At 63.7% G+C, this 15,356-nt stretch carries 12 protein-coding genes; 3 read left to right on the forward strand and 9 right to left on the reverse strand.

Annotated elements, in window-relative coordinates:
* Nucleotides 1–25: 25 nt before the first annotated feature.
* The 3 genes from P0D71_RS00830 to P0D71_RS00840 form a co-directional block, all read right to left on the reverse strand.
* Nucleotides 26–808, reverse strand: coding sequence for an anti-sigma factor (locus tag P0D71_RS00830; protein ID WP_408182766.1), 783 nt, complete (start codon nucleotides 806–808; stop codon nucleotides 26–28).
* Entirely contained in the window at nucleotides 808–1,377 is a 570-nt protein-coding gene (locus P0D71_RS00835) for an RNA polymerase sigma factor (protein ID WP_091807359.1), read from the reverse strand. Before P0D71_RS00835 ends, P0D71_RS00830 begins: the two co-directional genes overlap by 1 nt.
* 472 nt (nucleotides 1,378–1,849) lie before the next feature.
* On the reverse strand, nucleotides 1,850–2,782 hold the full coding sequence (locus P0D71_RS00840) for a dihydrodipicolinate synthase family protein (RefSeq protein WP_408478842.1): 933 nt from the start codon (nucleotides 2,780–2,782) through the stop codon (nucleotides 1,850–1,852).
* A 159-nt stretch (nucleotides 2,783–2,941) separates the two neighbouring features.
* Here P0D71_RS00840 and P0D71_RS00845 point away from each other — a divergent pair, with 159 nt between their 5' ends.
* Together P0D71_RS00845 and P0D71_RS00850 are read left to right on the forward strand one after the other, a co-directional pair.
* Complete coding sequence (locus P0D71_RS00845; protein ID WP_408478844.1) at nucleotides 2,942–3,925, forward strand: LysR family transcriptional regulator; 984 nt, start codon at nucleotides 2,942–2,944, stop codon at nucleotides 3,923–3,925.
* A 195-nt stretch (nucleotides 3,926–4,120) separates the two neighbouring features.
* Nucleotides 4,121–7,201, forward strand: coding sequence for a transglycosylase domain-containing protein (locus tag P0D71_RS00850; protein WP_408478846.1), 3,081 nt, complete (start codon nucleotides 4,121–4,123; stop codon nucleotides 7,199–7,201).
* 30 nt (nucleotides 7,202–7,231) lie between these two features.
* On the opposite strand, the gene P0D71_RS00855 is transcribed toward P0D71_RS00850, so the two are convergent.
* The 6 genes from P0D71_RS00855 to P0D71_RS00880 all read right to left on the reverse strand — a co-directional run bounded on the left by P0D71_RS00855 (nucleotide 7,232) and on the right by P0D71_RS00880 (nucleotide 14,000).
* Nucleotides 7,232–8,470, reverse strand: a complete 1,239-nt coding sequence (locus P0D71_RS00855) for an ROK family transcriptional regulator (RefSeq protein WP_408182756.1) — start codon at nucleotides 8,468–8,470, stop codon at nucleotides 7,232–7,234.
* 30 nt (nucleotides 8,471–8,500) lie between these two features.
* Entirely contained in the window at nucleotides 8,501–9,298 is a 798-nt protein-coding gene (locus tag P0D71_RS00860; protein ID WP_091807369.1) for an ATP-binding cassette domain-containing protein, read from the reverse strand.
* An 84-nt stretch (nucleotides 9,299–9,382) separates the two neighbouring features.
* Complete coding sequence (locus P0D71_RS00865; protein WP_091807372.1) at nucleotides 9,383–10,369, reverse strand: ABC transporter permease; 987 nt, start codon at nucleotides 10,367–10,369, stop codon at nucleotides 9,383–9,385.
* A gap of 97 nt (nucleotides 10,370–10,466) precedes the next feature.
* Nucleotides 10,467–11,471 carry a sugar ABC transporter substrate-binding protein gene (locus tag P0D71_RS00870; RefSeq protein ID WP_408182753.1) on the reverse strand — a complete coding sequence of 335 codons (1,005 nt, stop codon included), beginning with the start codon at nucleotides 11,469–11,471 and terminating at the stop codon, nucleotides 10,467–10,469.
* 468 nt (nucleotides 11,472–11,939) lie between these two features.
* Nucleotides 11,940–12,704 carry a flagellar brake protein gene (locus P0D71_RS00875; protein ID WP_408182751.1) on the reverse strand — a complete coding sequence of 255 codons (765 nt, stop codon included), beginning with the start codon at nucleotides 12,702–12,704 and terminating at the stop codon, nucleotides 11,940–11,942.
* Nucleotides 12,705–12,968: 264 nt separating this feature from the next.
* A complete protein-coding gene (locus P0D71_RS00880) occupies nucleotides 12,969–14,000 on the reverse strand; it encodes a LacI family DNA-binding transcriptional regulator (RefSeq protein WP_408182749.1) in 1,032 nt (343 codons plus the stop codon).
* A 192-nt stretch (nucleotides 14,001–14,192) separates the two neighbouring features.
* On the opposite strand from P0D71_RS00880, the gene P0D71_RS00885 reads away from it, so the two are divergent.
* Nucleotides 14,193–15,347, forward strand: coding sequence for an ABC transporter ATP-binding protein (locus P0D71_RS00885; protein WP_091807380.1), 1,155 nt, complete (start codon nucleotides 14,193–14,195; stop codon nucleotides 15,345–15,347).
* Nucleotides 15,348–15,356: the final 9 nt, after the last annotated feature.

Genomic DNA, 15,356 nt, shown 5'->3' on the forward strand with positions numbered 1-15,356 from the left:
GGCGTCGAGGCGAACGGGAGCGGCCTCAGGACACCGGCAGCAGCTTGCCGGTGAACACCACCGGACCGCTCGGCGCGTTGTGATCGGGCGAGCCGCCCGGCGCTTCGATCGAGACGGCCAGCGCCGCGTAACTCTCCGGCTTCTGCTGACCGGCGGTGACCTTGCCGTTCGCGCTGTCCGGCAGCATGCCGAGCGAAACCGGATGGCCGCTCGCCGGAATGCCCCACAGTTCCATGGCCCGGCCCGCGGGCAGATCGACCTTGCCGAGCGGATGCACGGTCATGGTCGAATGCGCTTCGTCCCACGCAACCAGCATGACCGGATGCGCGTCCTTATTGTTCAGCACGGCCACATGCGACACGGCCGTTTCGGGTTGCTGAGCCACGGTCGGCGCCGTGACAGGCGCGTTGGCGGACGGCAACAGTGAGCGCACGGCGACCACCAGGGCGACTGCCGCGACGCCCGTGACGCCGAGTGCCCAGCCGCGCCAGAACGCCAGGTTCTCGAACAGGCTGCGCGACGGCCGCGCGGGTATTTCCACCACGCTGCGCGGGCGTGCCGCTTCCCGCGCCGCCGTGAGGCCGAGACGCCGTTCGATGGCTTCCCACACGGCGGCCGGCGGCATGCGCGGCTCCGCGAGCTCGGCCATTGGCGAGATGCGGCGCTGCCATTCGTCGACGGCCTTGCGGATCGTCGTGTCGTGGTCCGCGTAGCGTTGAAAGCGGCGGCGCGCGCCACCACGCAGCGTGCCGAGCACATATTCGGCGGCCAGCAGATCGACTAGCTGAGGATAGCGATGGAGATTCATCACTCGCCTCCCAGACAGGTCTTGAGCTTGGCGAGGCCGCGTCTGATCCATGACTTGATGGTGCCGAGCGGCACCGTCAGCACTTCGGCGATCTCGCTATGGCTCTGGTCGCGCAGGTAGGCGAGGGCAACTGCCTGACGCTGCGCCGGCTCCAGTTGCTGCATGCAGCCGGCCAGCAAACGTGCCTGCAGGCTGACCGCCGTCAGCGCTTCGGGATCCGGATCGCCGGTTGCCACGAGATCGTCCAACGCATCGCTCCATTCTGTTTCCTGCGAGTTGACCCGCCGCAGGTGATCGAGAGCACGATTACGGACGATTGCCGACATCCACGTCATCGGGGCGGACAGCGCGCGGCGATAGTCGCCGGCAAAACGCCAGATATTGACGAAGCTGTCCTGCAAGACTTCTTCGGCCCACTCGTGCTTGCTCAATATACGGAGAGCAAGGCCAAACAGTTTCGGGGCGGCGAGATCATATAGCTCGCGCAATGCCGCGCCGTCCTGTTTGGCGACACGTTCGAGCAGCTCGGCGAGGGTTTCCGGCGTCAGTTCTCGAGGATTGGCGGTCATGGAGAAAGTTAGGGTGAGCTTGCGGGCCTATGTTACTCAATTTCTCCGTCGTCTTATATGCGGTTTTTTTCGTTGGGCGCGCATCCGTTGAGGCGAGGTTCGCGTATGTGGCTGCAGAGCCCGGCGTTGTGTGGGTTGCGTGCGTTCGTTCGCGCGATGCAGGGTGCCGGGCGAAGAGGACACGGGGTGCGTGTGAGTGAGGGTAGGGCCGTTGCGCCAGTCGATGAACGGCGGGCAACGGAGCCACGCGATGCGGGACGGATAGCGCATGGCGGGTGGTTTGACAAAGCACGGGGGGCACGGCTCATTCCTGATGAGGTCGAGGGCGGTTGTCGATGGACTGGCAACCGCCTTCGACCGGAATGGGTTGGCCGGCTCAGGTCATGCTTGCTGGCGTCTGCATGTGCGTCTGCATGTGCGTCTGCATGTGCGTCTGCATGAGCGTCCTGTCGTTCTTCGACGCGCCTTCGGCTTATCGCCCCCAGCGCAGCACCAGCGGATCGAGCCGTCGCGCGACCTTCAACAGTCCTTCGCGTGTGGCCGGATGCATTTGCGGTAATGGATGGCGTACCGCGTCGGAGCGGATCACGCCGCCTTCCTTCATCAGCGCCTTGCACGATGCGAGGCCGCCCTGGCGGTTTTCGTAGTTGATCAGCGGCAGCCACTGCTGATAGTGGGCGGCGGCCGCCTCGGTGTCGCCGGCCGCATAGGCGTCGACGATCAGACGGATGCCGTCGGCGTAGCCGCCGCCCGTCATCGATCCGGTTGCGCCCGCATCCAGATCGGCCATCAGCGTGATCGCCTCTTCGCCGTCCCATGGACCTACGATTGCGTCGCCGCCCAGCTCGATGAGTTCGCGCAGTTTGTTGGCCGCTAGCGGCACTTCGATCTTGAAGTACGACACGTGGTCGATCTCGCGCGCCATGCGGGCGAGAAACGGCGCGGACAATGGCGTGCCGCTCACCGGCGCGTCCTGAATCATGATCGGAATCCCGATCGCATCGGACACGATCCGGTAGAACTCGTAGATGCCGCGCTCGCCGACGCGGATCGTCGCGCCGTGATACGGCGGCATGATCATGACCATCGCGGCGCCCGCGGCCTGTGCGCTGCGGCTGCGCTCGGCGCACTGGTGCGAACTGAAATGCGTGGTCGTGACGATCACCGGCACGCGGCCCGCGACGTGTTCGAGCGCCACGTGCATGAGTGTCGTGCGTTCGTCGTCGGACAGGGCGAACTGCTCGGAGAAGTTCGCCAGAATGCACAGCCCGTTCGAACCCGCGTCGATCATGAAATCGATGCAGCGTTTCTGGCCTTCGAGGTCGAGCCGGCCGGCGTCGTCGAAGATGGTCGGCACGACGGGGAACACGCCGCGCAAGGCGCTAGAAGTGGATGCCTGAGTCATGGTGATAAGCGTTGTCGCAAAGTGTGGGTCGATTCCATGCAGGATGGCTGTCGCCGACTATACGGAGCTGGACCCGGCAGGTATATTGAATTGTTTCCATCTTGTGATCGCTTTTGCGACTCACCTTCGCGACTCACCTTCGCGTTCGCTCGGCAAGCCATGAAAGACACCCTGAACCTCCTGCTCTCGAAACTGCGCATGAAGCAACTCCAATTGCTGATTGCGCTCGACGACCAGAAGTCGCTGCACAAAGCCGCCGGTGCGATGTCGCTGACGCAGTCGGCGGCCAGCAAGGCCTTGCAGGAACTGGAGTCGATGCTCGACGCGCCGCTCTTCGAGCGGTCGAAAAGCGGCATGATCCCGAACCAGCTCGGCCATTGCGTGATCCGCTACGCGCGCCTCGTGACGACGGATCTCACCGCGCTCTGCCAGGACGTCGCCGAGATACGTTCCGGGCGCGGCGGGCGTCTCGCGATCGGCGCGATCATGGGCGCGATTCCGGAGTGCGTCGTGCCGGCGCTGAATCAACTGCATGCCGGGCAGCCGAACCTTTCCGTCGAAGTGGTGGAAGACACGAGCGCGCGCATGCTGCAGCAACTCGACGACGGCCGGCTTGATCTGGTGATCGGTCGCGCGGCGGTGGCGGCCGATCCATCGAAGTATCACTATCGTCCCCTAGGCGACGAGCCGCTCTCGGTGGTGGTGGGCTACGGTCATCCGCCGTTGCCGAGGAAAGAGGTGAAACTGCGCGATCTGGCCGGCCATCGCTGGGTGATGTATCCGTCGCACATGCCGCTGCACGCGCTGCTCGAACGTGAGATGGATCTGGCCGGTCTGGACATGCCGGACAACCCGGTGTCGACGGCTTCGACTTTCGTCACGGTCGCTCTGCTGCAAAGCAGTCACGATCTGGTTTCGCTCTTGCCTACCGCGATTGCCGGTATGTTCGTGCGAAAAAAAATGCTGCGCCTCGTTCCGGTGAAACTCAAATCGCCGTCGCAGACTTTTGGCGTTGTCACGCGCAAGGGTGGGGAGCTGTCGCCGCCAGCGGAACAGTTCGTCGAATTGCTGAGTGCGCAGGCGGCGAAGCCGACGCCAAAACGGTTGCCGGAGCACACGGCACGAAAGCAAAAAAGCGCCTGAACCGGCGCTTTTTCGACACGCGAAAGACTTTCAATATCTCACGGCGATGGCCGCTGCGCCATGCGCCGTAAACAGGTGTTGTAGCCGCGACACTCTCGGGTAAATCCGTACCGATTGCGGCTTCATGTTCCGCGCTACACTCCTTCGAAGGTGCGCCAGGTCAGAAGAGCATGGCGCCCGCTCGGGGAGAGCAGCATGAATCGGCCACTGGTTCGGTTACCGTTTCGCGCAACAGGCACGGCGTCTGTGCGGAAGTGGTTCAAATGGGCGCTGGCGGCGGCGTTACTGCTCCTGCTGGCACTGGCGGCGCGCTTTTGCCAGGTCGAGATCGAAACATCGCGATTGCAGGCACGCTATCTCTCTGAACTGACTCGCGACGTGGGTTTTTCCGTCGCCGACGGTCCCAGTCACTCCATCCGTTTTCCTCAAGCCGACAAAGGTCCCTACGACAGCCGTCTAGGCTATGCGCTGCTGCCGTCGATCCAGCAGCGCCTGCTGCAACGCGGATTCGAAGTGAGCGCTCAGGCGCGCGATTCCGAGCGGATGCTGTCGCTGGCGGATAACGGCCTCTTTCTTCCATACGAAGAAAAGGATCGGGCAGGCTTGCAACTCTTCGATGGCACGGGCGCGCCGCTCTTTTCCGCGCAGTTCCCGGGCCGCGTGTATGACAACTTCGACGCGATTCCGCCGCTCGTCGTGAATTCGCTGCTTTTTATCGAAGACCGTTATCTGCTCGATCCGGATCAGCCGAACCGCAATCCGGCGATCGACTGGGGACGCTTCAGCCGCGCCTTGGCCGATCAGGGCGCGCGCGTGTTCAACCATCATCAGTCGCAGCCCGGCGGCAGCACGCTCGCCACGCAGATCGAAAAATTCCGCCACTCGGCAGACGGGCGCACGGCGAGCCCGCCGGAGAAATTGCGGCAGATCGCGTCGGCCTCGGTGCGCGCCTATCTGAACGGCCCGCAAACCATGCCGGCGCGCCGGCAGATCGTCGTCCACTATCTCAACTCGGTGCCGCTCGCCGCGCAACCGGGCATCGGCGAAATCAACGGCATTGGCGACGGACTCGCCGCCTGGTACGGGCGCGATTTCAACGACATCAATCGCATTCTGAAAGCGCCGCCGACCGAACAGAATCTGCCGGAGCAGGGCGTGGCGTTTCGCCAGGTGCTCTCGCTGATGATCGCGCAACGCGCGCCGTCGTATTTCCTGCATCACGGCTACAAAGAACTCGAACGGCTGACCGACAGTTATCTGCGGCTGCTCGCGAACGGCGGCATCGTGTCGATCCCGTTGCGCGATGCCGCGCTGTCCGCCGTGGTGGATTTGCACCGCATGCCCGCGAGAACGGCGAGCACGGAGTCCTTCGTGTCGCGCAAGGCGGTCACGTCCATGCGCTCGCATCTGCTAGCCGCGCTCGGCATTCCGAGTTTTTACGAACTCGACCGCCTCGATCTGCAGGCGAAAGGCACACTCAACAACGCGGTGCAGCAAGCCGTGAGCGAACGCCTCGCCGCTGCCGCTACGCGCGACGGTGCGAAGGCCGCAGGTCTCGTCGGCTTCGAAATGCTGCGCGCGTCGGATGATCCTTCGAAGATCGCTTATAGCTTCACGCTGTTCGAGCGGCGCGACGGCGCTAACCTCGTGCGTGTGCAAACCGACAGCGTCAACCAGCCGTTCGATATCAATTCCGGCGCGCGCCTCAATCTCGGTTCGACGGCGAAACTGCGTACCGTGGTGACGTATTTGCAGATCGTCTCAGACCTGCACAAGCGTTATGCGCCGCTGAGCACAGCGGAGCTGAAAGCCGTCAAGTACGATCCGAACGACCAGCTCACGCGCTGGTCGCTCGATTATCTTGCGCACACATCGGACCGCTCGCTGCAAGCCATGCTCGACGCTGCCGTGGAGCGCAAGTACTCGGCCAGTCCTGGCGAAACCTTCTATACGGGCGGCGGCGCGCAGACCTTCAACAATTTCGAATCCGACGACAACAGCCGCATCCTGACCGTGCATCGCGCATTCCAGCATTCGGTGAATCTGGTTTTCGTGCGATTGATGCGCGACATCGTTCATTACGAAATGGTGCAGACCACCGGGCCGTCGTCGCAATGGCTGGGTGATCCGCAGATCCGCAAGATGTATCTGACGCGCTTCGCCGATCAGGAAAGCCGCGTGTACATGAATCGTTTCTATACGAAGTACCACGGCAAGACGCGCGACCAGGCGTTGGCGCTGCTGCTGCTCGGCGTGCGCAAATCGCCGCCCAAAGTAGCGACGGTGTTACGCAGCGTCGCGCCCGACGAGTCGAATGCATGGTTCAACGCGCAGATGCGCGCGGCGCTGAAAAACACGCCCGCCGCCTCCGTGCTCGACGACGAGGATCTGGGGAATCTGTATGCCAAATACGCGATTGACCGCTTCAATCTGAACGACCGCGGCTACATCTCCAGCGTGCATCCGCTCGAACTGTGGGCGCTCAACTATCTGCGCGAGCATCCCGACGCCACGCTCGACCAGATTCAGAGCGCGAGCCGCGACGTGCGTCTGTCGACGTATTCATGGCTCTTCAAGACGCGCTATCACGCCACGCAAGACCGCCGCATCAAGCGGATGGTCGAACTGCGCGCGTACGATGCCATCGGCAAATCGTGGCAGGCGCTCGGTTATCCGTTCGCGACGCTCACACCTTCGTATGCGGCTGCAATCGGCGCGTCGGGCGACCGGCCCGCCGCGCTCGCGCAACTGATCGGCGTGATTGCCAACAATGGCAACAAGGTGCCGACCGAAAGCCTCACGCAACTCGACTTCGCAAAAGACACGCCGTACGAAACGCATTTCCAGCGCGCGGCGGTGGCGCCGCAACAGCAGTTGTCGCCGGAAATCGCCGGCGTGGTGAAAGTGCTGTTGCGTGATGTGGTGACGGGCGGCACCGCGAAACGTCTTGCGCAAGGCATGACATTCCCCGATGGCCAGACCCTGGAGGTGTACGGCAAGACCGGCACCGGCGATCAGCGCTTCAATGTGTTCGCCAAAGGCGCTCGTCTGATCGAGTCGCGCAAGGTGAACCGCAGCGCGACCTTCGTGTTCGCGATGGGCGACCGCTTCTACGGCACCTTGACCGCGTGGGTGCATGAACCGTATGCCGCGCATTACGAGTTCACGAGTGCGCTGTCGGTGCAGTTGCTGAAGTCGATGGCGCCGGTGTTGCAGCCGTTGCTGGACAACCCGCCGGCAAAGACGGCGTCTGTGAGGAAGGTGGCGGCGCAATGAGCACGAGTGAAAAGCGCCGGTGCTGATGAATCACGCCGGCGTCTGATAAACCGTCTCCGCTGCCGGTTTGAGGAATAACTCATGCACCGGCGCGAAATGCGCATAGAGCGGCAGAATCGCGCCGCCCATTGCGCGCGCATCGGCTCCGATTGCGCCTTCCAGCAATTGCGGCCGCACCATGCCTTCCCATTCGAAGCGGTCGAGCACGCGCTCGGTGCGTCGAATTATTTCCCGCACCAGTTGCCGGTCGAGTTCGCCATCGATCACGATCGCTTCGAGGTCGAGCAACGCGGCGGCATTGGTCAGCGCGTTGGCGATTGCCGGGCACGCGCTGTCGAGCCATTGTTCGGTGTGCCGCCACATTTCCGGCGACAACGCGCGATGATCGTGCGCGGCCGCGGCCGGTGCGCCCGCATCGTTCAAGAGCTTTTCGAGCACGAAGCCCGAGGCCGCGTGCAGCAACTGGCGCGCGGGTTTGCGCGGGCCGCCTTCGCGCAACGGAATCGAGCCGACCGCGCCCGCGTTATCGTGCGGGCCGCCGTGCAAACGGCCGTCGATCACGAGGCCGCCGCCGATAAACGTGCCGACGAACAGATACAGAAAGTTGTGGATGCCGCGGCCCTGGCCCATCACGAGTTCGGCGGCGCAGGCAGCCGTGGTGTCTTTGGCGAACTCGACGGGCAGGCCCGTCATGGTGGCGATGCGCGAGCGCAGATCGATCTCGTGCCACGCCTCCAGCGCGTCCGGCGGCGCGCCTAAAAAATCGCGCCAGCCGCCGAGCCACAAGGGCGCCGCGACGCCTACGCCGACCACCTGGCTGGCCTTCGCGCCGAGCGTCTGGTTCACGCGCGCCAGCTTGCTTTCGAGCGCGGGAAACAGCGTGCGCGGATCGGGGTACGCGTATTCGAAGACATCGCGATGCACGACATGACCGGCGAAATCCATGGCCAGCACGTCGAGACTGCGGCGTCCCACCTTGATGCCGATGGTGTACGCGCCTTGCGCACGCAACGCGATCGGCACCGACGGCTGGCCGATCCTGCCGCGCACCCGCGCCTGTTTTTCGAGCAGGCCGTCGTCGATGAGGCGCTCGACGATCATCGACACCGTCTGCATGGAAAGACGCGTGAGGCGGCTCACGTCGGCTTTCGGCAGCGGCCCATGCAAGCGGATCGCCTGCAGGACGATGCGCTCGTTGAATTGCCGCATGCCGACCTGATTCGAGCCGACCGTGCGTTTGAGAGGCGAGCGGGTGCCGGTGGTGTCCATGGTGGGAGCCCGCTCAGCAGGGTGCGTAGATCATGCAATCGCCTTGACGTCGGCTTCCTTTGCGCCCGTCATGATTGCCACAGCCTCCGACATATGAATGTCCTTCCGGTTCACGAGCGCCGCGCGCCGGCCGAGTCGCTGGATATGGATACGGTCCGCGATCTCGAACACGTGTGGCATGTTGTGGCTGATGAGGATCACGGGCAAGCCGCGATCGCGCACGCGGCGGATCAGTTCCAGCACCATGTTGCCTTCCTTCACGCCGAGGGCGGCGGTGGGTTCGTCGAGAATCACCACGTGCCGCGCGAACGCCGCGCTGCGCGCCACGGCCACGCCCTGGCGCTGTCCACCCGAGAGCGTTTCGACCGCCTGACGCATCGAGCGGATGCCGATCTGCAGGTCTTTCATATGCGCGGTCGCTTCATCCAGCATGCGGCGCTTGTCGATCATCTTGAAGATGGAGCCGCGCCAGCCGGGTTTGAGCAGTTCGCGGGCGAGAAACAGGTTTTCGGCGATGCTCATGGCCGGCGCCACCGCGAGTTCCTGATATACCGTTTCGATGCCTTGCGCGCGGGCATCTAGCGGGCTGCGGAATTTGACCGGTTTGCCGTCGAGCAGAATCTCGCCTTCGTCCGGCACGGTTGCGCCGGAAAGAGCCTTGATCAACGACGATTTGCCGGCGCCGTTATCGCCGATCACGGCCATGATCTCGCCGGGCAGCACTTCGAAATCGCAACCGTCGAGCGCGGTCACGTTGCCATAGCGTTTGATGAGGCCGCGCGCCTGCAAAACGGGCATTGCGGTTGAAGCGGAAGTGTTTGTCGACATGACGGGCTCCATGTACGTAGTGCGGTCGGCCTGACTCAGCGCTTCAGCGCTTACTTCGGCCCCATGCACGTAGTGCGATTGCGTTCAACCGCGACGATGGGAAAGTTTGTCCGCGGCTACGGCGAGAATCACCAGCATGCCGGTGATCAACACCTGGTAGACCGAAGAAACACCGATCAACGTCAAACCATTGCGGAACACGCCGACAATCAGCGCGCCGAGCAGCGTGCCGACAATCGAGCCGCGTCCGCCGAACAGACTCGTGCCCCCAAGCACGACCGCGGTAATACTGTCCAGATTCTCGGTTTGTCCCGCCTGCGGATCGCCCACGCCGGTGCGCGACACGGACAGCAATGCGGCAATGCCGTAGATCGCGCCGGCCAGCGAATACACGGTCAGCAGGATCTTCTGCGACGACAGGCCCATCAGGCGCGCGGCCTCGGGGTTGTTGCCGAGCGCATAGAGGTGCCGCCCGGGCACCGTATCGCGCAACACGAACCAGGTGGCCAGATACATCAGCAGGGTGAGCACGGTGCCGTACGTGACATCCGCGGGGCCGAGCTTGAACGTATTGCCGAAGAACATGATCGCGTCCGGCAGGTTCGACACGCTCTCGGCGTTCGAATAGATCTGCGTGAGCGCAAAAGCGATATTCAGCGTGCCCAGCGTGACGATGAAAGCGGGCAGTTTGATGCGCGTGATCAGCACGCCGTTGAGCGCGCCGAACAGCGTGCTCGCACCGATCCCGCACAGAATAGCGAGGACCGGCGGCACGCCCAGCGTGACCGCGAATTTGGTCATGATGATCGAGCCGAACGCCATCACCATGCCGCACGAAAGATCGATGCCGCCGGTCAGCACGATCAGCGTCTGGCCGATGGCGATGACCGCGACCACCATGGTTTGCTGCAGGATCAGCGAGAGGTTCTGGAACGACAGGAAGCGGCTGCTCTGCGAGATGAAGAAGCCGCAAGCCAGTACCAGTGCGATGAGTGGCCCGACCTCGGCAAGCGATGGCATGCGCTCGGCGAACGAGCGGGAATGGCCGGCGGGCGCGGATGGAGTCGACATGATGGATAACCTCGATGCATGAGCGTGGCGCGTCGGCCACGCGGCAATTCCGATGGCGGCCCGCCGAAGCGGGCCGCTCTGTTCAATGCAATGCGCGTTACTTGTTGCCCCAACAGTTGTCGAGGCCGAACCTGGTGTCCTTGCTGTCGATGCCGGACATCGGTTTGTCGGTGATCAGCGTCACGCCGGTGTCCTGATAGCCGGAGACCTTCTTGCCGGTCTTCGCGTATTCGACGCCGGCCGTCACGCCGAGCGAAGCCATCTTGAGCGGATATTGCTGCGAGGTCGCGGCGATGGCGCCCGCCTTGACGTTGCGCACGCCTTCACAGCCTCCGTCGATCGAGACGATCATCACGTCTTTATCCTTGCCCGCCGCCTTGAGCGCGCGGTAGGCGCCCGCTGCGGCCGGTTCGTTGATCGTGTAGACCACGTTGATGTCGGGCGATTTCTGCAGGCAGTTTTCCATCGCCGTCTGGCCCTTGGCCTGATCGCCGCGCGTGTCCTGGCTGCAGACCACCGACGGATCGCCCGGCTTCACGCCGAAGCCTTCCAGGAAGCCGTTATGCCGCAGCACGCCGACCGAGACGCCGGGCGCGAGATCGAGCGTGGCGATCTTCGCGGGCTTGCCGTTCAGCGCCGCTTTCGCGTATTTGCCGATCAGCACGCCGGCCTTGAAGTTGTCGGTGGCGAAGAGGGCGTCCGTGGCGTCTTGCGGATCGGTCGGCGTGTCGAGCGCGACCACCATCACGCCGGCGGCGCGCGCTTTCTTGATGCTCGGCACGATCGCCTTGGTGTCGCTCGGCGTGATCAGAATCGCTTTCGCGCCGGCCGTCATCATGTTTTCGATGGCGGTGACCTGGCTCGCGTTGTCGCCGTCGAACTTGCCCGCGGCCGTGATGAGCTTCGCACCGTCTTTCGAGGCGGCCGCTTCGGCGCCCTGTTTCATCTTCACGAAGAACGGGTTGGTGTCGGTCTTGGTGATCAGGCCGACGACAGGCTGGTCGGCCGCCTGGCTCGCGCTCGCACACCATACCGCCGATGCCGCGACGCACATCGACACGATTTTCCTGGCGACAGGAAGCCTGCGGGAATTCAGATTCATGGGACGCTCCTCCGGTTCTTGGCAACGACGTTGTGGACTGCTGGCGGCTGCCCGCGCGAACGCTGCGCGCTGACAACCTGGGTTTGCGGCTCGATGCGAGCGAGGTGGGTTGAAAAAACCTGGGCCGGCTCGATTCGGACCACCTAAATCACTTTGGTTGATTTAGTACAGCAGGCGCGCCGACTCTCGTCAAGGAAACGATCAACACGGGTGGTGACGGGGGAAAACCTGCCGGAAGGCTGCGAGCCATGCTCAGCGGGGCTTGCATCGTTTGATGCGATGCAAGATCGAGCCGCCGGGCTTGGGGAAAGTCCTGGCTCGCGTGAAAGCTAATTGAAGGCTGAATGAGATTTTAGCGATCGCAAATCACGTTGCGTCGCGAGGAAAATTCAGCGGTTTCCGAGATGCGCGGCTCGCGTGGCGGCGATTGAATGATCGCCTCCAACGCGAGGTCCGCGGCGCATGCGCTTATCGACGCGGCGCGAGCGTTTGCCGCCTGGTTTCCAGTTGCGTGACGACGCGTTGCAAGGTCCGCTCGGCCGGCCCCGGCGTCGCGACGAACTTGCAGCCGATCACAAAGCGCCGGTCGCCCTTCGCCGTGCTCACCTGGCGCGGCGCGACGATTTCCAGATCGAGTCGCAGCGTGCCGAAGCTGCCGAGTTGCAACGCGACGTCGCGCAGAACCGTGCCGCTTTCGAGCGAACCGAAGCGTTCATCAGCCGTCTTTAATGCGATGCCGCCTAGCGACAGGTCCTGCAATTCCAGCCGGAACGAATCACCGTCCGCATACCGGCCGCTTGCGATGTACGGGTCGAGCACGGGCGTTTGCACGCGGAAGAATTCGCGGCGTTGAACGTAGTAGAGCGACGACGGGAATGGCGCTTCGAACGCCGGCAGTCCGTCGAATACGACAGGCGTGGCGTCGACGGTGGTGAACTCGGTGCGAATGCCGCCGGGCAGGCTGCGGAACGTCAGTTGCCGTGCGGCGGGCAGCGCAGTGTTGTCGTCGGCCACGCTGCCGGTATCGAAAACAAAACGCGCATTGCGCGAGTCGACGTCGAGGATTTGCGTGACGATTTGCCGGCCGCCGAATTCGACCGTGACGAAGTCCTGTCCGGCCGCGAGGTTGCGCAGACAAACGGCGATTTGCAAGGGGTGGCGCTGCGCGAAATTCGAGTCGATGTCGTGGGCGTGGTCCGCGACTTCAGCGTCCTGCAAGAGATCGGCAATCATTTGGAATTTCCATGCGTGTGATGGCCTTGGCCTGGCCAGTTGGGGAGCGCGGGCGGCCTCTCGGTCGCGGCGGCGCTCGGCCTTTGCCTGCTTGTTTGCAGGGACCGTGCCAACTGCATGGAAGAGTGGGCGCAACGCGGCGCGCATGGTGTCGAAGCGCTTGCCGTGGGCGTTTGCGGACGTTCGCGGGTGCCGCGTCGGGGCGCCGGTGGTGCGCGTAGGGAGGTTTCGCTACGTAACGTCCGAGATGCTGTTACGGCCACATCACCGCGAACGCGGCACGCCGGTGGATGCGCGCACAACGAGTTCGGGCGGCGAGGAAATCCGCATCGGCACGCTGGTGGCGTCGCGTCCCGCCTGTCCATACGACGACTCGATCAGTTCGCGCAACAGCGAGACCGCAAGTTCGGCGACTTCGGCCGTCGGCACGGCAACCGTCGTCAGCGCGGGGCGCGACTCGCGCGCGAGCTGGATGTCGGTAATGCCGATCACGGAAAGGTCCGCCGGCACGTTCAGGCCGAGGTCGGCGGCGGCGTGCATCGCGCCGAGCGCGGGCAGGTCGTTGGTCACGAAGATCGCGGTGAGCTTCGGATCGCTTTCGAGCAGTGCGCGTGCTGCGGCATAGCCGCCCTGGATCGTATCGGCCGCGTGTTTCACGCGGCTTTTCGGCGCGCCACCCGCGCGCATCGCGTCGACGAAACCTTCGTAACGCGCCGCGTGAATGCCCGAGGCCTTACTGCCGACAATCGCGCCAATTCGCCGATGACCAAGCTCCAGCAAATGCGTACCGGCCAGTTCGCCCGCGCGCCGGAAATCGACCGCGACACACGGCAAACCCGGCGGCTCGTCAGGCCGCTCCCACATGCACAGAACCACGGGTGTGCCGCGTGATTCGGTCGTATGAAGATCGGCAAAGTCGAGGTTCGCATTCGTTACGAGCACGCCCTCTGAGAGCGTGCCGGCGATCTGGTCGAGATATGCGCGGCCGGTCAGCGGATCTTCGTTCGTATTGCAGATGATCACGAAGTGGCCGCTCGTGCGCGCCGCGCGTTCGACGGCGAGCGCGAACTCCGGATAGAACGGGTTGGCGATGCTCGACACCATCAGCGCGAGCGTCGGCGCGCGACCTTCGGCGAGTGCGCGCGCGGCGAGATGCGGGCGGTAGCCGAGCGCGTCGACCGCGTCGAGTACGCGTTGCCGGGTGGTCGCGCCAACCCGGCCGCGATTGCGCAGCACGTTCGATACCGTGGCAGGTGTGACGCCGGCATGGCGGGCGACTTCGCTGAGTGTGGGCATGGGGCTTTCAATATTTGGGATGGATGCCCGACATTTGCATCGCGGCCAAAGGCGCGGCACCATCTCTCGCACAGACAAAACGATATCGGAGACAGGCAAGGCCCAACGATCGCCAGCGATCGCTTTTTTTGGCCAAGCTGATTAAGCGCTTAATCTCCGACTTCGAGCCGATTAAACCACGGAGTCGATGCAATGGCGAGTATTTCGTTAAGAGGCGTGCAGAAGGCGTATGGCGACGGCGCGCCGGTAATCCGCGACGTCGATCTCGAGATTGGCGAGAACGAGTTTTGCGTGTTTCTCGGCCCTTCCGGCTGCGGCAAATCCACCTTGCTGCGCATGATCGCGGGCCTCGAGGATCTCACCGACGGCGACCTCTCGATTGGCGGCCGACTCGTGAACGACGTGCCGGCCGCGCAACGCGGCGTGGCGATGGTGTTTCAGAGTTACGCGCTGTTTCCGCACATGACCGTGTTCGAGAACATGGCGTTCGGCCTCAAGTTATCCAAAACCCCCAAGGACGAGATTGACCGCAAGGTGCGGGAAGCCGCGCGCATCCTGCAACTGGAGGCGTTGCTCGAGCGTAAGCCGAAGGCGTTGTCCGGCGGTCAGCGCCAGCGTGTGGCGATTGGCCGTGCGATCGTGCGCGAGCCAGGTGTGTTCCTGTTCGACGAACCGCTCTCCAATCTCGATGCCACGTTGCGCGGACAGACCCGCATCGAGATCGCGCGGTTGCATAAACAGTTCGCCAAGGCCAGCGTGGTCTACGTGACGCACGACCAGATCGAAGCGATGACGCTCGCCGACAAGATCGTGCTGCTGCATGCCGGCAAGGATACCGAGCGCTACGGCAGCATCGCGCAGGTCGGCGCGCCGCTGGAGTTGTATCACCGTCCGAAGAGCCGTTTCGTCGCGGGTTTCATCGGCTCGCCGCGCATGAATTTTCTGCCGGGCAAGGTGGCCGCGATCGATGCGCAAGGCGTGAGCGTCACGCTCGATCACACGGGTGAAAGCGTGCGCGTGCCGGTGAATGGCACTGGCTTGCAAGTCTCGCAAGCCGTCACGCTCGGCGTGCGTCCTGAGCACCTGGAGTTTGTCGACGCCTCGTCCGTTTCGCCGGACGACGCCGTGCTGACTCGCACGGTCTCGCTCGTCGAACAGCTCGGCGAACACAGCTATGTCCACCTCGATCAGCCCGGCGGCGCCGCGCTGATCGCCAAAGCGCCCGGCGATACGCGCCTCGCGCCCGGCGAGCGCGCCAACCTGCGCGTGCCTCGCCCCGCTTGCCATTTGTTTACCGAAGACGGCTTTGCCGCCGCTTCGCTCGAATCCGTCGAACACTACGCATAAAGGACATTC

It is taken from the genome of Paraburkholderia sp. RL17-383-BIF-A (genome assembly GCF_046028015.1).
Lineage (GTDB): Bacteria > Pseudomonadota > Gammaproteobacteria > Burkholderiales > Burkholderiaceae > Paraburkholderia.